We start from the raw sequence: 16,580 nt of genomic DNA on the forward strand, positions 1-16,580 counted from the left end.
AGAGCGCTAACGCACCCAGGGAAGCGTATGTTTGTGAACTGAGTCAAGCGATTGATTCCCTGTGGCTCGTGAACCGCTACAGTATGGCTGACACCATGTCATGAACAGCCGGGGGTGAGGCGTGGAAGCCGGGGAAGTCCTCGACGACCGCTACCGAGTCAATGAGGCGCTCGACCAGGGCGGCATGGGCACCATCTGGACGGCCACCGATCTGGAAACCGGGCAGTTGGTCGCCGTCAAGGTCCTGCGGCTCGACGCTTACACACAGGGGCGATTCACTCCGGCAGAGCGCGCACGACGCCGGGTCGAGCTGCTGAAACGGTTCGAGCGCGAGGGTGTCATCCTCGAGGAACTGAAGCACCCTGGGATCCCGCGCCTGCTGCACCGTGGCTACCTGGGTGAGGAGCCCTACCTCGTCATGGAATACGTCCAAGGGGTTAGCCTGCGTGAATTCCTGGACGTGCGCCGGCCATTCCCGTTCGACGCCGCTGTGGCCATCGCAGTCCAGGTCGCCGAAGCCCTGGGGCACGCGCACGGGAACGGTGTCGTGCACCGGGACCTGAAACCGGGCAACGTGGTCATCGCCTCCGTGGACGGAGCGGTGAAGCTGCTCGACTTCGGTATCGCCTACCTCACCGATCCCGACGCGACCCGTTACACGGCACTCGGTGCGACGCCGGGCAGCGCCGGGTACATGGCCCCGGAGCAGCTGCGGGGCCAGCAGGACATCTCCGCCTCGGTGGACCTCTACGCGTTCGGCTGTGTGCTGTTCGAAGTCCTCACCGGGGAGAAGCCCTTCGAGGACAAGCCGGACCGGAACAAGGACACCCAGCACCTCGAGGACCTGCCGCCGCGCCTGCGGAGTATCAATGTCGGCATCCCCGAGGAACTGGACGACCTGGTGTGGGACCTCCTCGCCAAGGCCCCGGCGGACCGCCCCGAAACCATCGACGAAGTGCTGGACGTTCTCCGTGACTTCCTGCCGAAGCCGGGTGACCCGGCCCCGGATCCGGAACTGGATCCGGACCCGACCGCACGCTACCGCCTGCGGGAGAGCTCGGTGATCGGCGCGGCGGGCACGCGGCTCACCTCCCGTGCCGTATCGCGACGTCCGGCCCGCCGTCGTGGCGGGTGGCTGGGGCGCAACCAGTTCGTGGGGCGGATCGCCCAGGCCCGGGCGGAACTGCTCGCCGACGGTCCGGGCGACCGCTGCGCCGAGCTACTCGACCTGCTGCCCAAGGCGGTGTCGGACTGGGGTGCCCGCGAGACGATCGTCCTGGAGGGGCGGCTGGTGTGTGCCGACGCCGCACGGCTGGACGGTCGTACGGGTGAGGCGAAGGAGCAGTACCAGCTCGTGGCCGAGATCGGAGATCCCTCCGATCCTGTCGTGCTGGAGGCCCGCCTGGGGATCGCCGAGTGTCTGATGCCCGAGGGGGACTTCGCCGGGGCGTTCATCGGCTGGAGCGCGGTGGTGCACATGCTGTCTCGCGTCGCCGTTCCGGATCCCGACCGGCTGACGAGCCGCTGCCGCGAAGTCGCCGTCGAGCTGGCTGAATCCGGTTGGGAAGCGCAGGTGACCGACCTCCTCGCCCGGTTGCCCGAGCCGTAGCCGGATCAGGCCCGAGGAAGTTGCCCCGCCGCCAGCAGGTCCCCCAGCGCCCGGCTCAGTTCTCCACCCACACCCTTCATGTCGGTGAGCTTGCGTTCGAAGACGGTGATCTTGCGATAGATCTCCCCGTACCGTCGCTGCTCCTCCAGCGAGAGCCTTGGGATGTGCAGACGCCGCACGTCGATGCGTGATGTGGTGGACGCATGAGTGCCGGCCCTGTGCACATTGGCCGGGGCACGCAGGCAGCCGGACAGAAACCATGGATCCAGGACTGCAGGATTCGCCCGGAGTGCCACGAGTTGCGGCCCCAGGACGGAGGGGGCATCGGTGTCCACCCGCACGTCGAAGGCCCGGGCCAGCGCCGAGACGATGACGTCCTGGGACGCTGTGACCGTGAGCGAGCCGTCCTGTTCGCCCGCCGCGACGGCCGACGCGGGAAGCCATAGTTGCGCCTGCCCGGCCAGCGGAGCACCCGTGAGGACGCGCGTCTCGTCCTCCTGGCGTTCCCCGCGGCGCACCAGAGACTCCGGCAACCCTTGGCCGGTCCGGATCTCCAGAGCGCCGGCTCGTTCCAGCTCACCGACGCTGATGAGCGGAACCGTCTCGTCACCGTCCGTGGGTACGAGTGCCGACAGGGCATCGGCGGCATCACGCAGTTCCCTCATGTGCGCCTCGAACTGCGTCCAGTGGCGCCTCATGTCGAGGATGGTGGCGGCCCGTGTCCTGGGCACACGCCGCGCAGGCGTGAGATCCACCTGGTCGTCCAGCAGGTCCACCACCGACACTGAGACGCTTCCCAGAGTGCTTGTACCGCCAAGGACTCCCACGATCTGCGCGGTCACGGCGGACCAGTCGACACCGCCTCTGTCGACGGACACGGGCTCACCGGCGTGTGTAGTGTCCACGAACGTGAGCTTCGCGCCGTCTGCTCCGCCCCGACCTGGAGCACCATCCGCGCACAGGATCCACAGGTGTAGCCCGACACTGTAAGGCGGGGCGGCACCGGGCGGCAGGGCGATCACCGCTCGGAGGGCGCCGGACCGCAGAAGGCCGGCCCGGATTCGGCGGCCCGCGCGGCGCGCGGCCACAGCAGGCGGCAGAACGAGTACGGCGACGCCCCCCGGGGCCAGAGATGCCATGACGTGCTGCACCCAGGCGAGTTCGGGCTCGGTCCGCGGCGGCTGTCCGTAGACCCACCGAGGGTCTGTGGCGAGCTCCGCGTGACCCCAGTCACGCTCGTTCGACGGCGGGTTGGACAGGACAACATCGGCCTGCGCTGCGGGGTGGGCGTCTGTCCTCAACGTGTCACCCGCTGCCAACGAGACGTTGGACAGGTCCCGCTCGGTGAACCCGCGGACCGCCAGACGCGCCTTGGCCAGCTCCACAAGTACCGCGTCGCTGTCCTGGCCCAGGAAACGCAGTCCCGCCGCATGGTCAGCACCCCACTGTCGGCCGGCTGCGACGAGCAGCGTCCCCACCCCGCATGCAGGGTCCAGGACGGTCTGTACTGGTTTTGGGTGATTCATGGCTGCGGCGCGAGCCATGAGCCGAGCCAGCTGCACCGGAGTCGTCGTGACCTGCCGCACGTGGGTCCGCAGCCACCGCTCCAGAAGGAGGTCGAAGGTGGTGTGTTTCTCGTCCGGATCAGCCAGTTCGAGAGTGCGCTCCAGAAGGCGGGCCTGACGCTGATCAAGAAGTGGCTCCACCGCCTGCCCGCCTGCGTTGATGCCGCTCTGCCGCAGTCCTACCTGGGCCACCAGCAGGCCCGCCGTTTTCCGGTCGCCCAGGGACTCGTATTCCGGCCAGAGCCGGTCGAGCGGGTTCAGCCCCGTCTTTAGTTTGTTCTCCCGCCTCAGCCACTCTTCGACTTGCGGAAGGGAGAAGTGCGGGCTTGTGTCGGTGCCGCCAACAGGGGAGGGGAAGTTGTCGTATCGTCGCCGCCAATTGCTGACGGCGGCGCGCCCTACTCCCGCGATTCGGGCGATTTCCGCCAGGGTGACGACAACCGGGGGTGACCCTGCGGTCATGGACATGATCTCCTCCGGAACTCGCGGCGGCTTGACGCTCAAAGAGGCCGCGATGGCTCAAGCACGCTGGACACATCGTTTGACTGAGTTTACGCACGTGCCCCGAGATCGTCTGGCCCGTGCCCCTCTGACGGTGGACGCCGTCTGCCTCCCCATGCAGACCCCTCGCCGCCATCAAGCGCGCGTTACTTCCCGCACAAAGCTCGTGAACGACTCCGCCCACCGCTTCACCGTCTCCGCCCGGAACAGGTCCGTCGAATACTCGAACGTGACCGTGATGCGCTCCGCCTCCGGGGTGATCACGGCGTAGAACTCGTTGCGGGCCACGCCCTGGAGGGGGAGGGGGGTGATGGTCGTGTGGACGTCCTTGAGGTGCAGGGTCGGGGGCTCCGTCGTGATCACTGTGAAGAGAGCTGTCGGGAACAGGGCGTCAGCCATGTCCGGTGCGACCAGGGACACCACGTCCGTCAGCGGGAGTTCCTGGTGGTCCAGGGACTGGAACAGGGTCGTGCCCAGTTGGGCTGTCAGGGCGGCGAAGGAGCCGGCTTCCGACAGGCGGGCCCGGAGCAGGACCGCGTCGCCCACGATGCCGACCGTCTCCGCGCGGTCGCGGGGGATCCGGTTGGCGCTGGACGCCGCCAGGACGATGTCGTCCGGCTCGCCGCACAGCGTGCCCAGCCACCTCGCGAACGTGGCCGCCAGCACCGTGTACGGCGTGGTGCCCAGGCGGGCCGCCGTGGCGGTGAGGCGGGCCGGGGTGTCGTCGTCGATCGTCCAGGTGTGCAGGGCGCCGCGCCCGGACAGCGTGCCGGGGTGGGGGTGGTCGTAGGGGAGGGGCGGGCGCAGGGGGACGTCGCCGAGTTCCTTGTGCCAGAAGTGTTCCAGGGCCTTCCTGCGGTCGTCCGGCAGGGCGTGTTCCGTGCGGGCGAAGTCGGTGAAGTGGTGGATGACCGGCGGTAGGTGGGGCGTGTCTCCCGTCCTGCGCGCGTTGTAGAGCTCCTGCAGGTCGCGCCGGATCAGGCCCAGGGACCAGCCGTCGCAGACCGCGTGGTGGAAGACCGTCAGCAGGATCCAGTGGTCGTCGGTGAGGCGGGCGAGGGCGAAGCGGAACAGTGGGGGTTCGGGCAGGGTGAAGGGTCTTGCGGTCCGGGTTGCGCACCAGTGGTGCACGGTCGCCTCCGCGTCTTCGGCGGCGGAGCGGAGGTCGGTGACCGGGAGGTCCACCGGGACCTCGGAGAGGATCTCGACCTCGTACGTCCCGTCCGGCCGGCGCACCGGCCTGGCCCGCAGGGCGTGGTGGCGTGCCACGACGTCCCGGAGGGACTCGTGCAGGGCCGCGGGGTCCAGGTCGCCGCGCAGGTCCATGCGGTGGGCGATGTTGTAGACGCTCGGGTCGGTGAGGGTGTGGTGGCGGCGCCAGAGGCGGCGGAGGGTGGAGGGCATGGGGGCGGTGTCGACCACCTTGGCTGTGGCCACTGGCTTGGCTGTGGCCACCGGTTTCGCTGTGTGCACCGGCTTCGCTGTGTCCGCCACCTGGGCTGTGTCCGCCATCGGCGTCGGGACAGTGGATGCGGCCGCCGCCCGGGTCGCGATGCCGCGGATCGTGGGGTCCAGGAAGAAGTCGGCCATGGTCAGGTCGATGTCCGCCGTCTCCCGCATGCGGTTCAGCAGGCGGATCGCGCTCAGCGAGTGGCCGCCGAGTTCGAAGAACGGAGTCGTGACCGGGAGCGGGCGGGTGCCCAGCTCCTCGCACCACAGGTCGTGCAGCGTCCGCTCCAGGTCCGTCGCCGGTTCCGCTCGCGAGGGCTCGGCCGGCTGGTCGGCGGGCTCGGGCAGAGCCGCGCGGTCCAGCTTGCCGGACGCGTTCACCGGGAGGCGGTGCAGCGGGACCCAGCGGCGGGGGACCAGGTGATCGGGGAGGCGGGCCGCGAGCGCGGTGCGGGCCTCGGACCAGGATGTTCCTTCGTCCAGGACGACGTACGCCACCAGTTCGCTGTCGCCGTGCCGGTCGCGGCGCGCGAGCACCGCCGCGTCACGGACGGCGGGCAGGGCCGCCAACGCCGCCTGGACCTCGCCCGGTTCCACCCGGTAGCCGCGGATCTTGACCTGGTCGTCCACCCGGCCCCGGTACTCCAGGGTGCCGTCCGCGCGGCGGCGGCCCAGGTCGCCCGTGCGGTAGCGCACCCCGCCCGCGCCGTCGTCGGCGAACGCTGCCGCGGTCTCGGCGGGCCGGTCGTGGTAGCCGTGTGCGACCGGGGTCCCGGCGACGTGGATCTCGCCGACCGCCCCGGCCGGGACCGGCCGGCCCGCCTCGTCCAGCAGCAGGATGCCCGCCCCCGGCACCGGCGTGCCGATCGGGGGCCACTCCTCGCCCTCCGGGTCGACACGGTGCGACGTGACGATGATCGAGGTCTCGGTGGGGCCGTACTGGTTGTGGAGCGTGCAGTGCGGGTGCGTGGCGAGGAAACGGCGGAAGGCGGGGGTGAGGTGCAGGGCCTCGCCCGCCGAGAACAGCTGGCGGAGGGACGGGAGTTGGGGGGCCGTCTCCATCAGGTACCTCAGCGGGGTGCAGGGCATGAACAGGCGCTGCACTTGGTGGCGGCGGACCGTACGCTCCACCGCCGCCGGGTCGTGCCGTACGGCGTCGTCGACGAGGACGAGCGCCGCGCCCGAGGCGAGCGTCGTGAAGATCTCCTGCACGCTCACGTCGAACGCCGGGGACGTCCACTGGAGGGTGCGCAGCGCCGGGTGCCGGGCCAGGTGCTGCCTGACCAGGTTCGCCGGGCCGCGGTGGGGGACGACGACGCCCTTCGGCCGGCCGGTCGAGCCCGAGGTGTGGATGCAGTAGGCCGGGTCCCGCGGGCCGGGGCCGTCCGCGACCGGCGTCGACGGGAGGGTGTCGTCCGCGGACTCCGCGAGGACGACGGGGACTTCGGTGCCGGGCAGGGGCGTGCCCTCGGACGTGACGAGGAGCACCGGTTCCGTGTCGGTGAGGAGCATGGCCAGGCGCGGTGCGGGCAGGGACGGGTCCAGCGGGACGTAGGCCGCGCCCGTCTTGAGAACCGCGAGCAGGGCCGTGATGAGGTGCGGGCCGCGGGGGAGCAGGACCGCCGCACGCCGTCCGCGCTCCGCGCCGCGGCTGCGGAGCAGGTGCGCCAGGCGGTTCGCCGCCGCGTCCAAGTCCGCGTACGACAGACGGATTTCGTCGCCGAGGAGCGCCACGGCGTCCGGTGTGCGGCGGGCCTGATCCTCGAACAGCTCGTGCAGGGTGCCGGGAGGCGCGGCCTCCTCGGTGCGGTCCAGGGCGGCCAGCAGTGCGCGGTCGGAGGCCGTGACGGCCGTCAGCTCGGAGAGCGGCGCGCCAGGGGTGGCGAGTGCCCGGCGCAGTACCTGCTCCACGTAGTCCACGAGACGGCGCACTGTGGACTCGTCGAAGAGAGCCGTGTCGTACTCGATCATGAAGCGGATGCCGCCCGGGTGGCGGGTGAGGTAGACGCTGAGGTCGAACGGGGCGCGCTCGCTGGGCACGTCGAGCAGGGTGGCGGCCAGGTGCGGCGGGTCGAACTCCGCCTCGCCCTCGTTCTCGTACTCCACCATCACCTGGAACAGCGGGTTGCGGCCCGGGTCCCGGCGCGGGTTGAGGGCGCTGACCAGTTCGTCGAAGGGGACGCCGCTGTGTTCGTACGCCGCGGTGCTGCTCTCGCGGACCCGGCGCAGCAGGGCCGGGAAGTCCGGATCGCCGGTGAGATCCAGGCGCAGCGGGACCGTGTCGAGGAAGAGACCGACGTGGTCCTCGGCGCCGGGCGGGCGGGAGGCCAGCGCCGTACCGATCACCACGTCCCGCTGTCCCGCGAACCGGCCGAGGACCGCGCCGATCGCGCCGGTGAGCGCCATGAAGAGGGTGGCGCGGTGGCGGGCCGCCAACTGCCGTATCTCGTCACTCAGTTCGGCGTCCAGGGCGTGGGTGAGACTCGCGCCCGCTCCCGAACGGACGGGTGGGCGAGGGCGGTCGGTGGGGAGATCGAGGTCGGGTGCGCCGGCGAGGTGGTGCCGCCAGAAGTCGAGGGAGGCCGGGCCGGGCCGGGCCGGCGCGTGAACCTGGGGCAGTTCGGGCAGGGGCCGCGGTTCGGGACCTCCGCCCCGCCGGGCGCGGTAGTACGCGGCGAGGTCACGGGCCAGCACGGCCGTGGAGGAGGAGTCGAAGACGATGTGGTGCGCCATGAGGAAGAGCAGGTGCCGGTCCGGTGACAGGCGCAGCAGCCGGGCCGTGACCAGGGGGCCGTCGGAGAGGTTCAGCCCGTGGTCCGCCGCCAGCGCGGACCGCAGGGCTTCTCGTTCCGTCGCGCCCGTGTGGTCCTCGACGGGGCAGTCGAACGGCATACGGTCGCGTGTCTCCTGGTAGGGGACACCGTCCGTGTCGCCGAACACGGTGCGCAGGGCGGGATGCCGGTCCGCGACCCGGTCCAGCGCCCAGCGCAGGGCAGTCACGTCCAGGGGGCCGTCGAGCAGGACCGCCTTGGGCTCGTGGTACATGGCGGTGCCCGGGTGCAGTTGCTCCAGGAACCAGATGCGGCGCTGGGCGGGGCTGAGGGGGCGTCGGCGCGGCTCGGGCTGCGGGACGGCGGTGCCGATGGGCGGTTGTGGATCCGGCTGCGGTTGTGGCTGCGGCTGCGGATGCGTGTGCGGATGTGGCTGGGGCTGCGGATGCGGCAGGGGGCGGGACGGTGACAGTGGTGGCCGGTCCGTGCCGGAGGTTTTCCTGCGGAGCCGGTCCAGGACCGGCAGCGCGGCCAGCACCTTCTCCTTCGGTACGCCGAAGTCCACGAAGCAGGCGATCTCGTCCGCCCCGGCGGCCAGCAGGCGCTGTACGGTCTCCCCGGCGGTGTGCTCGTCGCCGATCAGGGCGCGGGACGCGCAGTAGCGCTCGTACGCGCGGCCCAGCAGGAACTCCACGTCCTCCTCCGGGGTGTTCTCCAGGTCCACCTGGAAGCCCAGACTGTTCGTGACCTGGTCGAAGAGGGAGAGTGAAGACCGCAGGTACGACAGGAACGGCCGGTACGCCTCGGCTCGCGCCCGCTCCGCGTCGTCCTCCAGGTATGTGTGCACCAGGACCACCACCCGCCCGGCCGCCGGGTCGAGACCGTGCTCGGCGCGGCTGCGCCGGTACAGCGCGATGTTCTCGGCCAGTTGCTCCACCGTCTGCGTCATCAGGTTGGTGACCACGCCGAGGTCCTCCGCGGCCGCCCGGCGGTAGCTGTCCGGGTTCCCGACGACGGCCACGTACATCGGCGGCCGTTCCTGCACCGGGCGCGGGTGCAGGGTGATCTCCACGGGCGTGCCGTCACCCGCCGTCGTCCGCACCGGCTGCCCCGACCACAGCTGCCGGACGGTCGTCAGGTGCTCGTACATCACCTCTCGGTGCCGGCCGAAGTGCTGCGGGGCGAGCGCGAAGTCGGTGGCGTGCCAGCCGCTGGCGAAGCACAGGCCCGCCCGGCCGCCGGAGATGTTGTCGACGACCGACCACTCCTCCGCGACCCGGGCCGGATGGTGCAGCGGCAGCACCACGGAACCGGCGTGCAGCCGGATCCGGCTGGTCCGGGCGGCGAGGGCCGCGGCCAGGACGGAGGGGTTGGGGAACAGCGCGCCGAAGGAGTTGAAGTGCCGCTCGGGGAACCACAGGGCGTGGAAGCCGTGCCGGTCGGCGAAGTCGGCGGCGGCCATGATCAGGCCGTACTTGTCCCGGTCGGTGTCCTGGGGGTAGTCGCCGAAGAAGTACAGGCTGAAGTCGGTGGTTCCGGTGGCTTCCGGCTCCGGGCGGGCGGGGAGGGGGGCGGGAGCCGGAGTGGTGGGAAGGGGTTGGGGCAGTGCCCTGGTGGGTGTGGGTGTGGGTGTGGGTGTCGAGGGGGGCGCGCTCTTCGCGAGGACGTCGAGCTGGCGGGTGATCATCTCGCCCACTTGGTCGACGAGTTTCTCCGTCAGGTGCAGCTGCTGGGCGAAGAGGGCGGTCAGGCCATGCGATGACTCCGCCGACTCCGCCGACTCCGCCGACACTTCCGACTGCCGCGCCACCTGCCGCCCGACGGCCGGCTCGCGCACGGCCCGTTCGTCGACCACCGCCGTTTCCGCCGCCCGGGCCTTCGCACCCCCGGCACCGCGCAACTCCCCGACCCGTGCCGCCAGCCTCTCCGGTGTGTCGGCCGTGTCGAACACCTCCCGGATGGGGACCCGGACGCCGTACCGCTGCTCCAGTTCCGTCGTCATGCTCATCAGGGACAGCGAGTCGGCGCCCAGCGCGAAGAACGAGCTGCCCGGTGTCACGTCGGCGACCGGACGGCCGAGCTTGTCCGCCGCCAACTGACGTATCCGGTCCAGGACTTCGCCCTCCAGCAGGATCGGTGCGACGGGCGGGACCGGCGCGACCGGCGCGGCCCGCTCGGGAGCCGTCGCCGGTACGGCACCGCCGTACGGCACCGGCCTCCGCCGCAGTGGATGCCCGGGCAGCGGCACCCGGCCGTTGTCCTCCGTGAGCGTGCGCCAGTCCAGGTCGGCGCCCCGGGCGTACAGCGAGCCGAGGGCCGTCAGGAGGCCGTGTGCCTGCTCGGCGGCCGTGTCTCCCGCGCCCTGCCCGCTCAGCCACCGGCTGTCGGGTACGCAGTGCCGGCCCAGGCCGGTGAGGGCGCGCCCGGCGCCGAGCTCCACGAAGTCACGGCAGCCCTGCGCGACGGCCGCGGTCATGGCCAGGTCGAAACGGACCGGCCGACGGGCCTGGCGGCACAGATACTCCGCGTCGACCGTCCAGCCCGCCTCGCGCGGCTCCCCGTCGGCCGTGGTCACCAGCGGGGTGTGCAGCGCGCGGTACGTCACCTGTTCGGCGCGGGCACGGAACTCGTCCAGCGCGCCCTCGATCGCCGCGGAGTGGAACGCCCGGTCGACCGGCAGCGCACGCCAGCGCAGCCCTTCCTGGTCGAACAGCCGCGCCGCCTCCTTCAGAGCCTGCTGCGGTCCCGAGAGGACATGGGCGTACGGGCCGTTGACCGCGGCGAGTTCCGTACCGGAGGCAGCGGCGACACGGCGTGCGGTGGCGCCGTCGGAGCGGACGGCGAGCATGCCCCCGGCCGGACATCGGTCCTGCATCAGGCGTCCGCGCCAAGCGGTGAGCCGCAGCCCGTCCTCCAGGGACAGGGCACCGGCCGCGTACAGGGCGGCGTACTCGCCGACGCTGTGGCCGAACAACAGCGCGGGCCGGATCCCGGCCGCGCGCCAGGCGTCCGCCAGCGCCGCGTGATGGGCGAAGAGGGCCGCCTGCGCGGTGCCGGTGGGCCAGAGCTCCTGCTCCCCGGCGGTCCCGTCCGGGGCGGGGCCGCCGGGCGTGAGCAGCGCGGTGAGCAGGCTCCCGCCGAACTCCCGGACGTGCAGCTCCTCGCAGCGGTCGAGCGTGGCCCGTGCCGCCGGGTGCGCGGCGTACAGGCCCGCCGCCATGCCGCGGCGCGCGCTGCCCTGGCCCGTGAAGGCGAAGGCGACCGGTCCGCCGAGCGGCTCCGGCCCGCTGGGCCGCGGGTCCGCGAGGGCGCGGGCGAGATCACCGGCCGTGCGGCCGGTCACGGCGGTGCGTACGGCGCGGTGCGGCCGGCCGAGTGCCAGGGTGGCGGCCACGTCCGCGGCCGGCAGGTCCGGGTCGGCCGCCAATCGGTCGCGCAGCGCGGCCGTGAGTTCGTCGAGGGACTCGGCGTCACGGGCCGACACGGGGAGGAGGACGGGCAGTTCGGGGACCGGGCGGGGGAGCGGGGGCGGGGCCTCCTCCAGGACGACGTGGGCGTTGGTGCCGCCGACGCCCAGTGCGCTGACCCCGGCGCGGCGGGGTGTCCCGTCCGGCACCGTCCACGGACGCAGCTCGGTGGCCAGCCGCAACGGACCGTCACGCAGCGGCAGTTCAGGGTTGGGGCGGGTCAGGTGCGGGGTGGGCACCAGCGTTCGGTGGCGCAGCATCAGCACCGTCTTGATCAGCCCGGCCATGCCCGCGCAGCTGTCGAGGTGCCCGATGTTCGGCTTGACCGAACCGACCGTGCAGAACCCCTGCGGGCCGTCGCCGTCCGAGCCGAGCGCCCGTGCCAGCGCGGTGAGTTCCACCGGGTCGCCGAGCCGTGTGCCGGTGCCGTGCGCCTCGATGTAGGAGACGGTCCGTGGCGGTACGTCCGCCCTGCGCAGCGCCTGGCGCACCACGTCGGCCTGCCCCTCGACCCCGGGGGCGCTGAAGCCGACCTTCGCGGCGCCGTCGTTGTTGACGGCCGAGCCCAGGATCACCGCGTGCACGGTGTCGCCGTCGGCCAGCGCGCGGTCCAGGCGTTTGAGCAGCACGGCGGCCACGCCGTTGCCGCCGACGGTGCCGTCGGCCTCCGCGTCGAAGGCCCGGCAGCGGCCGGTGGGGGACAGGATCGAGCCGGGGTGGCTGTGGTAGCCGGTCTCCTGGGGCAGGTGCACGGCCGCGGCACCGGCCAGCGCCAGATCCGTCTCCCCGGTGAGCAACGCCTGGACCGCCAGGTGCACGGCGACCAGGGAGGTGGAGCAGGCCGTCTGCACGCCGATGGCCGGGCCCGTGAGACCGAGCCGGTAGGCGACGCGCGTGGCGAGGAAGTCCGGCTCCTGCCCGATGGCCGACTGCATGCCCGCAGCCGGGTCCGCCGGGTCGTGGGGCGCGCCGGCCGTGGGCCCCTGCTGGTGGTCGTAGAGGTTCATGCCGGACCCGGCGAACACGCCCACCCGTACGCCCGGCGCGGTCGCCGCGTGGCCGCCCTCCTCCAGCGCCTGGTGGCAGCACTCCAGGAACAGCCGGTGCGCGGGGTGCGTGAGCCCGGCCTCCCGCGGACTCAGCCCGAAGAAGTCCGCGTCGAACTCCTCGACGCCGTCGAGCACCCCGGAGACGGGCACGTGGCCGGGGGCGCGGCGCTGCTCCGGGGCGAGACCGGCCGCTGCCAGCTCCGCTTCGCCGAACACCCGCACGCTGTCCACGCCGTCGCGCAGATTCGCCCAGAACTGGTCGGCCGTCCGGGCACCGGGGAAGCGCAGGGCCAGCCCGATGACGGCCACGCGGCGGTCTGGGCGGGCGTCGTCGCGTACGGGTGCGGAGGGTGCCGCGGGTGCGGGTGCCCAAGTCGGTTGCGTGACAGGCGTGTCGGTGAGGTGGGCCGCGAGGGCCGTGACCGTCGGGTGCTCGAAGAACGCGGTCTGCGGGACGGGCAGGGCGAGACGTTCCGCCAGCCGGTTCCGCAGCCGTACCAACAGCACGGAGGTCAGGCCGAGTTCGTAGAACGGCACGTCCGCCGCGGCCGGGCGGCCGAGCACGGCGGCCAGCTCCTCCGCGACGACCCGGCCCACCTCCACGGCAGCCCGGGGCACCGCCGACCCCCGGGGCCCCGCGGCCGCCGACGGGAGGGCGGCGGCGCCGGGGCCCGGGCCGCCGTCCCTGCCCGGATGCCCCTTGAGCCCGCCGTCCCCGCCCGAGGAACCGCCCCCGCCCGAGGCGCCGTTCGCACCCGAGGCGCCGTTCGCACCCGAGGCGCCGCTCGCACCCGAGGCGCCGTCCCCGCCTGAGGCACCCTCCCCGTCCGGCGCACCCTCCCCGCCCGGCGCGCCCAGCCGCTTCGGCAGCTCCGCGCGGCGCACCTTGCCCGCCGGTGTCCGTGGGAACTCGCCGCTCGGCACGGGCAGGACATGAGCGGCCGTGAGGCGCAGGCGGGTGAACAGCGCCGCCCGCACCTCCGCCGCGATCCGGATGTCCTCGGCCGCCCCGCGGCTGACGAAGAACACCGCCAGCTCCTCCGTGCCCTGCTCCGCGGACGGGATCCCGCATGCGGCGACCTCGCCCTGCCGGACTCCGGCGACGGCGCAGGCGGCCTCCTCCACCTCGTGGCAGTAGACGTTGAGGCCGTTCAGGATGATGACGTCCTTGCGCCGGCCCGTGATGACGACCTGGCCGTCGTCGAGGAAGGCCAGGTCACCGGTGTCCAGCCAGTCGGGCCCGTCCGGGTAGGCCGCCGCGTCCGCCTCGGGATCGCGCACGTAGCCGGGGGTGAGCCGGGCCGGGGAGTGCACCTGGAGGCGGCCGATCCGGCCCGGCGGGGCGAGTTCGCCGCGGTCGTCGACGACGCGCAGCGTGACGCCGTGCGCCGGTGCGCCGCACGCGACGAAGGTGACGCAGTCCGCGTCCGGGGCGTCCTCGCCGGCCCGCGCCAGGTCGCCGCCCAGGCTGCTCTTGAGCAGGCGGTGCACGGTGCCCGGCCGGTCGAGCCGGCCGTAGGTGACGGCCGTGACCGTCTCGGCCATGCCCCACACCGGGGCGATGTGCTCCTCGCGCACGCCGTACCGGGCCGTCGCGTCGAGGAAGCGGCGCAGCACCGGCAGCACGATCCGCTCGCCCCCGCACAGCAGGGACTTGAGGCCGCTGAGGTCCCAGGGGCGACGGCCCGGCCGCTCGGCCAGCGCGTCCGCGACCAGCCGGTAGGCGAAGGTCGGGGCCCAGCTGTGCCGCGCGCGGTGTTCGTGGAGGAGGTCGAGCCAGCGCAGCGGGTCGGCGAGCACCTGCTCGGTGGGGACGTGGACGTTGGTGCTGCCGGTGAAGACGGCGAGCAGGTGGTAGAGGAGGAAGGCGCCGCTGTGGTCCAGGGGCAGCCAGTTCACCATCGTGTCGTCCGGGCGGACGTCGAGGATCCGCCGGCTGCTCGCCGCGAAGTCCGCGAGCCCGGCGTGCGTCAGGCGCGCCGCCTTCGGGCTCCCGGTGCTGCCGGAGGACAGCATCAGCAGGGCCGTGTCGGAGGGGTTCGGCTCGACGTGGTCCCGGGCGGGCGGCGCGGCGAGGCACTCCCGGGCCAGGGCGATCCGCGGGGCGGGCGTGCCGTGGGCGAGGGCCGCGGCGCCGGGCGCGTCGGTCAGGACGAGCGGTCCGTCGAGTAACGCGCGGGCGTGGCCCAGCCGTTCGAAGGCGGGTGAGCCCGGCGCGGGATGCTCGGCGATGGCCACCGGGACGGCTCCGCCCAGCACACAGCCCCAGAAGGCGGGGAAGAACTCGTCCAGCGGCAGCCCGCACAGCACCACAGGGTCACCGCGCCGCACGCCGTGCTCGCGCAGACCGCCGAGCATCCGGCGTGCCGCGTCCAGCAGTTCGGGATACGGCCGGGCGGCTGTCGTGCCGTCGGCCGCGACGCCCACGACGGCACCGCCGGGCGCCGACCGGGCGGCGCCGAGCAGGGCCCGCACCGCGTCGACGGGATCGTCCTCGGTCCGCTCGGGCTCAGGACCCCGGCAGACGGCCTGCCCCCGTAGACGCTCCATGCGTGTCCTCTCCCTCTTCTGCGGTGGTGCACGAACGGTTCGTGGCCTTGCGCGCGTGGCGCTTCCGTACGGTGAAGAGCAGGGCCAGGGCCCCGCACGCCGCCACCCCGTGGAAGGCGCCCACGACGGCCAGGGCGGGCAGAGTCTCCAACGCGGCCGCGGCGGCGATCGTGCCCAGCGCGAACCCGGACTGCTCGGCGGTGGCGGACAGGCCGAACAGCCGGTCGCGCTGCCGGTCGGGGGCGGCTTGCAGACGAGAGGTGTAGACGATCTCGGTCCAGCCGTCCGCGAACCCCGCCGCCAGGGCCGCCGCGATCAGGGCCGGGGCGGGCGGGCCGGTGAAGGCCGCGACGAAGCAGAGCGACATCGCGCAGGTGCCGGCCGCGAAGGCCCGCTCGCCCCAGGTCGTCCCGTGCGGGCGGCGCTTGAGGACCTGGTGGGCGAGGAGCGTGCCCACGGCCCACGCCGACCAGAACCGGGTCATGAACAAAGCCGGTTCGGACGGCTCGGCCGCGCTCGCCGCCAGGGGCAGCGCGACGTTGTGCGAGGCGGAGGCCAGCGCGTCCAGGCCCCGCAGCGCGATCAGGCCGAGCAACGGCCCGGCGATCCCGGCGACCCGCCGCCCCAGCCGCCCACCACGGACCTCCCGGCCCGCCCGTCGGCCCCCGGCCGCCGATCGGCCGGCTTCGGTCGCCGGGTCGACCGGCCGGTCGGCCTCGCTCGCCGGGTGGCCCGCCGTGTCGGCCGAACCGTCCGCCGGGGTCACCGGGTTGCCCGCCGTGCCGGCCGAGCCGACCGCCCCGGTCGCCGGGTTGCCCGCCGCGTTGGCTGAGCCGTCCGCCCCGGTCGCCGGGTTGCCCGCCGCGTTGGCTGAACCGTCCGCCCCGGTCGCCTGGTTGGCCACCGCGTCGGCTGAACCGTCCGTCAGCGTCGCCGGGTTGTTCGCCACCCGGGACGGCCGACCAGCCCCAGTCCCCGCCTCGGACGACCGGCCCGCCCCGGTCCCCGCCTCGGACGACCGGCCCGCCTCGGAGTCCGTGCGCGGGCGCAGCACCAGCACCGCCGCCGCCGACACCGCGAAGCTCGCGCCGTTGACCGCGAACGCGACGCCGAAACCACCGAGGGCGATGACCGGCGCGGCCGACGCGAAGCCCAGCACCGTGGCGACGGAACGGGCCGTCACCAGCACGCCGTTGGCCCGCGCCCGGTCCTCCTGCCCGACCATCACCGGGACCGCGCTGCGCAGGGCGACGTTGAAGAGCGTGTTGCCCGCCCCCAGCACGAGCACCGCGCCGAGCAGCACGCCGAGTGAGACGTCCCGGGCCCCCAGCGCCAGGACCGCCATGGCGAGGGTCTGGGCGACATCCGTGGCCACCATGAGCCCGCGGCGCGTGACCCTGGCGGTCACCGCACCGGCGGCGAGCCCGGCTGCGACGCCGGACAGCAGCCGTACGGCCATGACCGCGCCCACGCCCAGGGCGGTTCCCGTGACCTCGTACGAGAACAGGCTGAGCGCGATCAGATTGAGGTACGTCCCGTAGGCGGACACGGCGTGCGCGACCACCAGGGACCGGAACCTCCAGTCCACCCCCGTCACCGGACTCCTCGACCGCGGCCGG

4 protein-coding genes are annotated in these 16,580 nt (G+C 73.2%); 1 reads left to right on the forward strand and 3 read right to left on the reverse strand.

What is annotated here, in order from left to right; all coding sequences use genetic code 11:
- Positions 1–121 precede the first annotated feature (121 nt).
- Positions 122–1,609, forward strand: coding sequence for a serine/threonine protein kinase (locus ACF07N_RS33460; RefSeq protein WP_392120290.1), 1,488 nt, complete (start codon positions 122–124; stop codon positions 1,607–1,609).
- 5 nt (positions 1,610–1,614) lie between these two features.
- Here ACF07N_RS33460 and ACF07N_RS33465 read toward each other — a convergent pair whose 3' ends face one another.
- From ACF07N_RS33465 to ACF07N_RS33475, 3 genes are all read right to left on the reverse strand, one after another.
- Complete coding sequence (locus ACF07N_RS33465; protein ID WP_392120293.1) at positions 1,615–3,642, reverse strand: N-6 DNA methylase; 2,028 nt, start codon at positions 3,640–3,642, stop codon at positions 1,615–1,617.
- 168 nt (positions 3,643–3,810) lie between these two features.
- A complete protein-coding gene (locus ACF07N_RS33470; RefSeq protein ID WP_392120296.1) occupies positions 3,811–14,961 on the reverse strand; it encodes an amino acid adenylation domain-containing protein in 11,151 nt (3,716 codons plus the stop codon).
- Positions 14,921–16,549, reverse strand: a complete 1,629-nt coding sequence (locus ACF07N_RS33475) for an MFS transporter (RefSeq protein WP_392120298.1) — start codon at positions 16,547–16,549, stop codon at positions 14,921–14,923. Before ACF07N_RS33475 ends, ACF07N_RS33470 begins: the two co-directional genes overlap by 41 nt.
- Positions 16,550–16,580 lie beyond the last annotated feature (31 nt).

It is taken from the genome of Streptomyces sp. NPDC015242 (assembly GCF_043079125.1).
GTDB lineage: Bacteria > Actinomycetota > Actinomycetes > Streptomycetales > Streptomycetaceae > Streptomyces.

Bases quoted from the DNA above. Each gene is read 5' to 3' on its own strand.
- ACF07N_RS33470 (WP_392120296.1), bottom strand. From the start codon at position 14,961: ATGGAGCGTCTACGGGGGCAGGCCGTCTGCCGGGGTCCTGAGCCCGAG.
- ACF07N_RS33465 (WP_392120293.1), bottom strand. From the start codon at position 3,642: ATGTCCATGACCGCAGGGTCACCCCCGGTTGTCGTCACCCTGGCGGAA.